8 protein-coding genes are annotated in these 8,763 nt (G+C 62.2%); all 8 read left to right on the forward strand.

The annotated features are described in order from the left end of the window. Window positions 1–6 precede the first annotated feature (6 nt). Window positions 7–660: a methyltransferase family protein gene (locus tag ALC15_RS38650; protein WP_050631806.1), complete on the forward strand. Its 654-nt coding sequence runs from the start codon at window positions 7–9 to the stop codon at window positions 658–660. A gap of 42 nt (window positions 661–702) precedes the next feature. Next, a complete protein-coding gene (locus tag ALC15_RS38655; RefSeq protein WP_128089722.1) occupies window positions 703–1,134 on the forward strand; it encodes a hypothetical protein in 432 nt (143 codons plus the stop codon). 9 nt (window positions 1,135–1,143) lie between these two features. Next, complete coding sequence (locus tag ALC15_RS38660) at window positions 1,144–2,460, forward strand: pilus assembly protein TadG-related protein (RefSeq protein WP_094194391.1); 1,317 nt, start codon at window positions 1,144–1,146, stop codon at window positions 2,458–2,460. After that, on the forward strand, window positions 2,460–2,876 hold the full coding sequence (locus tag ALC15_RS38665; RefSeq protein ID WP_283806332.1) for a TadE/TadG family type IV pilus assembly protein: 417 nt from the start codon (window positions 2,460–2,462) through the stop codon (window positions 2,874–2,876). The genes ALC15_RS38660 and ALC15_RS38665 overlap by 1 nt, the downstream gene beginning before the upstream one ends. Window positions 2,877–3,292: 416 nt before the next feature. After that, window positions 3,293–4,951: a type II and III secretion system protein family protein gene (locus ALC15_RS38670; RefSeq protein WP_050631810.1), complete on the forward strand. Its 1,659-nt coding sequence runs from the start codon at window positions 3,293–3,295 to the stop codon at window positions 4,949–4,951. A 12-nt stretch (window positions 4,952–4,963) separates the two neighbouring features. Then, complete coding sequence (locus ALC15_RS38675) at window positions 4,964–5,359, forward strand: hypothetical protein (protein WP_050631811.1); 396 nt, start codon at window positions 4,964–4,966, stop codon at window positions 5,357–5,359. A gap of 150 nt (window positions 5,360–5,509) precedes the next feature. After that, window positions 5,510–6,076: a tetratricopeptide repeat protein gene (locus tag ALC15_RS38680; RefSeq protein WP_094194392.1), complete on the forward strand. Its 567-nt coding sequence runs from the start codon at window positions 5,510–5,512 to the stop codon at window positions 6,074–6,076. A 665-nt stretch (window positions 6,077–6,741) separates the two neighbouring features. Beyond that, window positions 6,742–8,763, forward strand: a 2,022-nt coding sequence (locus tag ALC15_RS38685; RefSeq protein ID WP_200914743.1) for an SdrD B-like domain-containing protein, incomplete at its 3' end; no start/stop codon positions are given.

Genomic DNA, 8,763 nt, shown 5'->3' on the forward strand with positions numbered 1-8,763 from the left:
AGCATCATGAGTGCAGGTACAATGACATTGCCGGCGAGCCTGGCCTACGATCGGATCACGCGGATCCTGGGCAGCGCATGGTTTCTCCTCCTGGGACTGGTCGTCACGCTCAAGCTCGGATCGATGGGTGGCGAGCCCTGGCCATCGATCGTGTCAAGCCTTTGCGTCGCGGTGTTCTACCTGCTGCTGGCGCTGCTGGTCCTCACCCGGGGGCCCGCCAAGGCGCAGGCGGAAGGCCTGCTGCCGCGGATCGCGGCCTTTGTCGGCACCTATTGGCCCTGGACGATCACCTTCTTCGAAAAGACCGAAGGGACGCTGGCTAACCTCGCATCCACGGTTTGCGTGCTGGCCGGCACGATCATGATCCTCGTCACGGTCCGGCATCTGGGACGGTCGTTCAGCCTGGTGCCGCAGGCACGTTCGGTGGTGCAGACCGGCCCGTACAAATGGATCAAGCATCCTCTTTATCTGTCGGAAGAGATCGTGTTTCTCGGAGTCGTGCTGCAGCATCTGAGCTGGATGACGGTGGCGTTGCTGATCCTGCACATCGGCATCCAGGTCAGCCGGATCCTGTACGAGGAGGACGTGCTTCGGCGCACGCTTCCCGAATATTCCAGCTACGAGGCATCGCGCTGGAGATTGATTCCCTACGTTTGGTGAACGGCCATGCCTTGCAAGCAAAGTGACAGGAGCCTCAAGCGTTTGCTGGTCGCCGACCAGCGCGGCGCCGTCGCGTTTGAGATGCCGTCGGTCTACCTATTCCTGATGTTGGTCGTTCTTGTGCCACTCGCCGATCTCGGGATCGCGTTCTACCAGTACGCATCGGCGTGGGATGCGCTGCGCGCGTTCGGGCAGTCCATCCAGTACTCGCCGCCGACAGATGTGACGAGCACCGGGACCTGGTCCACGACCGCACGCAACAAGGCCGATTCCCGCTACCCCATTTCAGTCATCCAGGTGATGTGCGGTGACACCGTTACGTTGTGCGCCACCGGCAACACCGGGTCGCCGAAATACTATTCCTACAGCACGACCATCACGCTGACGCCGATGGTGCTGACGTCAGTGTTGTGCACGAGTGGCAATGCCAATTCCTGTCAATTCACGTTGCCTTATACCGAACGGTTTCAATAGGAGTGTCCCATGCGTAATGTGCTCCGTTGCCGCCGCGGATCCGTTGCATTCGCAACTGTGGTCGCGATGATTCCGTTGATCGGATTTCTCGCTCTCGGAGGCGAGGCGGGGTCCTGGTACGTCACCCAGCAGCGCGCGCAGAATGCGGCCGACGCGGCTGCGTTTTCGGGCGGCCTGCAGGCTGCTTGCCTGACTTCCGGATCGACCTGCACCGCGACGGGCACGGCCGACTCTCGCGGCAAGCAGTCTGCCGCGCAGAATGCGTTCTGCAATTCGGGCGACACGTCTTACGTAGGCTCTATTTGTTCTACGAGCCTTCCGACGGGCGTCTCGCAGAGTGTCGCAATTGCTTCGCTGACGACTTATGGCGGAAACCCCGGGACCTACGTTCAGGCGACTGTCAGCCAGACCCAACCGACGTATCTGGCGCAATTGCTCGGGCTTTCCAACGTGACCATCGGCGCGATCGCGGTCGCCAAGGTGCAGGGCGCGGCCAAGCCGCCATGCGCACTGGCGCTGACAGGCACGATCGGTTTCCAGGGCAGCCCGAACATCAATGCGCCGAACTGCGGCATGGCGTCGAACGATGCCGCCAGCAACGCGCTCGACTTCACCGGCGGCGGGATGTCGATGAATCTCGGCTCACTGTCGGCCGCCGGCGGCTGCACGGGGAGCTCAACCTTCTGCAACACCGCGTACACCTACATGCCGCCGGTCACCAATCCGTTCTCAGCGCTGGACAGCGTGACGTTGCCGACGCTCTCCGCCTGCTCGGGTAGCGGCACCCTGACTGCTTATAGTGCGTCAACCCCCTGCAGGAACAACAACGTCACCTTGACGGGAAACAGCACGATCAATCTGACGGGCGGCGTCTACTTCATCTCCGGAACGCTGACGTTGAAGGGTAGTACGGCGATCTCGGGGACGGCGCTGTTCATCCTGCTGCCAGGCGCCAGCTTCAGCATGAAAGGCACCGGCACGATCACTATCACGGGCAACGCCTCGGTGACCAACTCACAGCTTCCGACCGTTCTGCAGTCGTCGACCTATACCAGCCTGTTTTCTTACATGGCAATCTGGGATCTCAGCAACGTTGCCGTGCAATTTGGAGGCAACAGCAACATCAATCTGAGTGGAACGATGTACGCGCCGAACGCGGATGTGACGTTCCAAGGCAACCCGACGATCGACCTGGGCGGCGGAAATGGCTGTGGCGAGCTGATCGCCAAGTCGATCGCGTTCAACGGCAACGCCTCATTCAACAGCAACGGGTGTCCGACGAGCACTGTGCCCTCGACCCCCCAATACGTGCAGTTGGTGCAGTGATGAGGAGGCTCGATCAGCGCGGCGTGGCAGCGTTGGAGTTCTGCCTCGTGTTCGTGCCGCTGTGCCTCACGCTCTTCGCGGTGTTCGATCTGGGCCGCTACGCGATCACCCTGCAATCGCTACGCATGCTCGCGAACGCGGGCGCCCGGACGATCATGATCAATTGCTATACCAACGCCGTCATCCTGAAGAATGCGCCGACCACCTGCTCGGGCGATCCGCTGCCGACGGATGCGGCGAAGCAGGCCGTGGCCCCCTTCCTGTATGCCGGTGGCCTCACGCCGACCTTGAGCGCCCCGGCGGTGACGAGCAGTCCAATCGTCGTGACGGCATCTTCGCCCAACTTCCAGATGATGATGCCGATCTGGGGCACCACGCTCAACGCGCCGAGCGTGACCACCCAGATTCCGTTCTGAGAAGCCCGATTCGAGGCAGGCCGGGGCTGGATCGTTCGGGCAGGCAGCCGCCCGGACATCCGCGCCATTGGGCGCGCCCGCAAATAACCCAACCGGGCTACGGAAGTGGTGCACCCTGGCAACATCGGGCAGTTTTCTCTGGGATCAGCGCTGCCCGGCCGGGCTCTTTCCTTGCAATCAGGACGCGCGGCGGGGGATGATCAGTTGCCGCCATTAGCGGCCTGGCGGGTGGGGATCACGGAGCGAACTGCGTCTTGGTTCAGCTCGACACGCCAGGAATGGGAATTTCGCGAGTAACTATTTGTAGTCGGACAGACTGTAAGCTCTACGGCGTGGTGCACGAGCTGGAGTGATCGGGACGCCGAGGTCGTAGGTTTACGGGGGATCGTCGCGGAGACGCGGCGAAGGGGATTGGCATGATGGGAAGTCGCGTTTCGGTTGATGCGGGACTTGGGCTGGTCGCCTTGAGCGCGATGGCGTTTGGCGCTGCGGTTGCCCTGTTTCATTTCGCTGATCCAGCTGCCGCCGCGGAGCGGCGGGCTCCGTCGTCCAGCGGCGTCTTCGTCAGCGAGATGAGCGACGTCCAGCGCGTCAAGGTGACCGTCAACAAGTCACGGACCTTCAGGGTCGACACGGCATTTTCGACGATCGTCGCCGGCTCGCCCGACATCGCCGACGTCAAGTCGCTGAGTGACCATCTGGTCTATGTCCAGGGCAAGAAGACCGGCACCACCAACGTCATCCTGTTCGACAGCTCGATGAAGCAGATCGGCATCCTCGACGTCGAGGTGACGTTCGATATCGGCAATCTGCAGCAGAACATTCAGTCCGGCACGGGAACGCGCGGCATTCGCGTATCGGCGTCCGAAGGCCAGGTGGTGTTGAGCGGCATGGCCGCCGACGCGGTCGTCGCGGAGAAGGCGCTGGCGATTGCCAAGGGTAGCGTTCCTGAGGGCGGCATCGTCGTCAACGCGATGAGCGTCGCTGCGCCGCAGCAGGTCATGCTCGAGGTGCGCTTCCTCGAGGTCAGCCGCCAGGCGGGGCGCGACCTCGGTGTGAACCTGATGGCGGCCAACGCCAACGGCACCAACATCGGCATTTCGGGGCAGGGTGGCGTTGCGGCCGCCGGCCGAGCTCCCATTGGTGGCATCAACACCAACAATGGCCAGTTCGGTGCCGGCGGCGGTCCAGTCGGCGCCGCTCCCACCGGCAGCCTTCCTGTGCTGGGAACGATCGGAACGCTTGTCGGTTCTGCCGGCGGCGTGTCTCCGGCGCCGTTCGGAAGCCTGCTGACCAGCATCCTTCGGACCAGCAACGGCAGTTCGGTGGATCTTCTGATCACCGCGCTGGAAACCAAGGGACTGGCGCGCCGGCTGGCTGAGCCGAACCTGACCACGCTCTCCGGTGATGCCGCGCGCTTCCTGGCCGGTGGCGAATTTCCGGTGCCGGTCCCAAGCCAGTCGTCGAACGGTTTCCCGACCGTGGCGATCGAGTACAAGAAGTTCGGCGTCGAGCTCGCCTTCGTCCCGACCGTGCTCTCGCGCGGCCTGATCAACCTCCGCGTCGAGCCCTCGGTCAGCGAGCTCGACTTCAGCAATACGGTCACGATCCAGGGCACCAACGTCCCGTCACTAACCCGCCGCGACGCACGCACCACGGTCGAGCTGCGCGATGGCCAGAGCTTTGCCATCGCCGGCCTGCTGCAGACCCGGAACCAGCAGGATGTTTCCCAACTGCCCTGGATCGGCTCGGTGCCCGTGCTTGGCAGCCTGTTCAGCAGCAAGTCCTATCAGCAGCAGGAAACCGACCTGGTCATAATCGTGACGCCGCGCCTGGTCGCGCCGGCGGCGCCCGGCCAGCAACTGGCATCGCCACTCGACTCCCGCCTGCCGGCCAACGACGTCGATTTCTTCCTCAATGGCCAGATGGAAGTCCGCAAGCGTTACAACGATTACGTCAACTCCGGCGGCGACGTGAAGGGCCCCTATGGCCACATCATCGCACCCGATGCGGTCGTCCGCGCTCCGCCACCGGCCGCGGCTGCAGACCAGCCGGTCGTGAAGACCCTGAATTAGAGGAGGCGAGAGATGTCTTTCAGATACCTGGCTCTGCTCGCACCCTTCCTGCTCGGCGGCTGCTACGGCGTTTATGGGCATGACGAGATGGACCGCTACGTGCAGCGTTCCGACACCATCACGATGAGTGCCGGCAATGCCAAGGAGGTCAACGCCGCCACACACACGATCCACCCGTGGCCGGCCTATGTCGGCGATCGCCGGATCGCGTATGACGCACGTCGTGCGACCGAGAGCGTGAAGCGCTACGGCACCACGTCACGGCCGGTCGATCAGCTGCCCGACTTCGGCGAACCGACCAAGGCGATGGGTCAGGCGCCGCCGGTCACCACGATTCAGAATGTCAACACGACCGGATTGGGAGCCGGGACCGGTGGCTCGGTGGCCGTCGGGGTTGGGGGCAAGTAGCAGTGAGCTGACCCGGCGGCGGGGGCCAGATGCCGGGGAAGGGCTCGAAAGGGAAGTGCGACGTTGGTTTCTGCGCTGGCCTCGGTGTTTCGGTCGCGCGGTCTGTTTCTCGTAGGTAGTTTTGCGATGATGTTTCGAATGGGGCAAGAGATGCGCTGGACTTGGGGAACGGGACGAGGGTTGCGTCGTCTCGCGCCGGCGTTGCTCTGCTGCGGCCTGGCGACCGGCCTTGGGGCTTGCGACTACACGACGCGGGAAGCTGCGATCGTCGCGCCGGTGGACCCGCCCGGCGGCGACCCCGTGCAGGAGCCGACCGACGTCAAATACTATCCCTCGGACGAGCCGGTGCGGTTGGGGCTCGAGCAGTACAATCGCGGCAACTACGGCATCTCCCAGCGCTATTTCAAGGATGCGGTGGAGAAGGCGCCCAAGGACGTCACGGCGTGGGTCGGGCTTGCGGCGAGCTATGACAAGTTGCGCCGCTTCGATCTTGCCGATCAGGCCTACGCGCAGGCGATCCGGATTGGCGGCGAAACCGTGCAGATCCTGAACGACCAGGGATATTCCCTCATGCTGCGCGGCAATCTGAGCGGCGCGCGGCGCAAGTTCGAGAAGGCGTATTCGCTCGATCCGGGCAACCCGGTCATCGCCAACAACCTCGAGCTGCTCAACGGCAGCCGGAAGTTCATCGAGCGGCCGCCGAATAATCAGCCGTAAGCAGGCGCACCTTGCACAGGCTCACTCGGATCGATCGGGATTCCGTCCGGCGCCGGCCTCGATACGTTGTCGACGATCCTGGCCGCATGTTGCCCCCTAGCTTTCAAGCAATGACCAAGTCGGAGTGCCGCCGTAAGTTTTGGCTCGCCGAGCACTGCTTAAAAAATAGTTTACAATTAGAAACAGGGATGTTTAGCTATTGACATAATACGCGAGCTGTAGGCTGTGCCCCGCCGTGGTGGGACTGCAATTAAAGTCAAAGGTTGCGTAATGTCTCGTCGGGGTAAGTCGTCATAGAGAGGCTGGACAGTGCCTGATCGGCGTGTCCGGCTTTTTTTGTTTGGCGTGCAAGTAACACTGGTTGGATGCGGCTGCTGCCGTGGGCATCGTGTTGATGCGCCCGCGGCATCGAATGCGAGTCGCTGGCGGACATTGCAGTGCACCCGGGAGGGTAGCCTGATGATTGATTTGGAATGACCTTGGAATTGCGGGGCCCGTTAGGGCCGACGAACTTCTAAACGATTGCTTTTGCTGAGTTTGCGGAGTCGCGGAGCATACGCTTCCGCGGGGGCTGCGGTTGCGCGTCGATATCGAACTGATCGTACCTTTCAGCATGGAAGTGCGACCACACTGCGAAATGCCGTGATGGATGCAGGGAGATAATTATGCCGACGTACAAATATGATCCCGTCAGTGGCACCTACGTCGTCAGCGACGATCCGCTCTCGGTCAGCACAAACCTGTCGGACTACGCTCCTGGATCGACGGCGAATTTCACAGCGTGGAACGTGACGAAAGGCGGCTCCATCCAGTTCACGGTCTGGCACACGATCGGTCCCGGTCCGGATGGCATTTGGGGCACCGCCGACGATCAATTGGGTGCGACGCTCAGCGGTAGCACGCCGTGGACGGTGACGGATGGTGGTCCCGGCGATCTTGACGGCATCGTCAATGGCAGCATCACGACCTCATGGTACGTCAACTCTGACGCGCTGAACCAAAGCTTCCTGCTCACGGCGTCGGACGCGACGACCGGCTTGATGGCGACAACCGGCTTTACCGACGCGACACAGTTCATCAATCTCACATTCCAGGACACGCAGACCATTACGAGCGGCTCTGTCGCCGCCATCTTCTCGACCGCCGTCACGACGGTCGGAGCGGGCACCGGCCTTCTTGATCCCTTCGTCCGGCTCAGTACGAATGGCAACACGGAGCAGGGCTACAACACCGATTACAATGGAGCTGCGCTGCTGGACAACGCCGCCAAGGGCGGCACCAATTTCGTCCACTCACTGCTGCTCGCCAATCTGCCGATCGAATTCCACAATGGTACCGGATATTACCGGTTTGAGCTCGACATCAATCAGCTGAATTCGTCCGACAAAATCCTGCTCTCGCTCGATGCGCTGCAGATCTGGCAGGCCAGCGTCGGCGATCTGCACGACTATGCTCCCGGCGCGACTCCGGCCCAGGGCACGGGCGCCTTCCCGGCGGCGGACAACGCCACGCTGATCTACAATCTCGACGCCGGTGGCGACAAATTCATCGGACTGAACGGCAGCCTTCAGTCGGGTAGCGGCAATACAGCCGATATGTCGTTCCTGATCCCCATCAGCGCCTTCGATCCGAATCAGGCCTACGTCTATCTCTATTCCGCGTTCGGATACCAACCGGGCACGTACGATTACAGCTATGTCGACACCAATGGAACGACTCACACCGGCACCAGTGCGTGGACCACCAATGACGGCTTCGAGGAGTGGGACCGGCAGATCGGACAGGTCATCGACGGCTACAAATTCGACGATCTCAACGGCGACCATACTTGGCAGACCGGTACCGAGCCGGCCCTCAACGGCTGGAGGGTCTATCTCGACCTCAACAACAATGGCGTGCTTGATCCAGGTGAGCCGTCTGTCCTGACGGGCAGCGTAGACCTGAACGGCGACGGCGTGGCCGGCAACGACGCCAACGAGGTCGGTTACTATCGCTTCTTTGTCACGCCCGGCACCTACACGATCCGCGAGGTCCCGCAATCCGGATGGACCCAGACGGCGCCGAACGGCGGCGACTACGTCGTTACGCTGGCCGCAGGAGATGTCAGCCACAACAACAATTTCGGAAATCTTCAGACCGCTTCGATCTCGGGCCACAAATACGAGGACGCGGACGGCAACGCCGCGACAACCGGTGATCAAACCGCGGTCAGTGGCTGGACGATCACGCTCTACAATGACGCCAACCATAACAACATCGCCGACTCCGGCGAGCAGGTGGCGCAGACCACGACCGATGCGACCGGCTCGTACTCCTTCACCGGCCTATTGCCGGGCGACTACCTGATCAAGGAAGAGGACCGGTCCGGCTGGATTCACGTGACGCCGGCGCAGATCAATCTGGACAGCGTCACCTCGGGTCAGAACCTGACCAACGAGAATTTCGTCAACTTCCAGACCTTCAGCATCTCCGGAACCAAGTACACCGACATCACCGGCAACGGCATCACCGCCGACGACACGCCGCTGGCCGGCGTGACCATCTTCATCGACAAGAACGGCAACGGGGTCTACGACCCCGGCACCGATCAGGCGACGACGACGGCGGCGGACGGCACCTGGTCGTTCAGCGGGCTCGACTACACCGTCGCCGGCGACAAGGTCTACGAGGTCAAGCCGACAGGCGAC

The sequence above is a fragment of the Bradyrhizobium viridifuturi genome, from assembly GCF_001238275.1.
GTDB lineage: Bacteria > Pseudomonadota > Alphaproteobacteria > Rhizobiales > Xanthobacteraceae > Bradyrhizobium > Bradyrhizobium viridifuturi.

Excerpts from the sequence above, each read along its gene's own strand:
- ALC15_RS38665 (WP_283806332.1), top strand. The coding sequence starts at position 2,460 with ATGAGGAGGCTCGATCAGCGCGGCGTGGCAGCGTTGGAGTTCTGCCTC.
- ALC15_RS38680 (WP_094194392.1), top strand. The coding sequence starts at position 5,510 with ATGCGCTGGACTTGGGGAACGGGACGAGGGTTGCGTCGTCTCGCGCCG.
- ALC15_RS38675 (WP_050631811.1), top strand. The coding sequence starts at position 4,964 with ATGTCTTTCAGATACCTGGCTCTGCTCGCACCCTTCCTGCTCGGCGGC.
- ALC15_RS38650 (WP_050631806.1), top strand. The coding sequence starts at position 7 with ATGAGTGCAGGTACAATGACATTGCCGGCGAGCCTGGCCTACGATCGG.
- ALC15_RS38660 (WP_094194391.1), top strand. The coding sequence starts at position 1,144 with ATGCGTAATGTGCTCCGTTGCCGCCGCGGATCCGTTGCATTCGCAACT.
- ALC15_RS38670 (WP_050631810.1), top strand. The coding sequence starts at position 3,293 with ATGATGGGAAGTCGCGTTTCGGTTGATGCGGGACTTGGGCTGGTCGCC.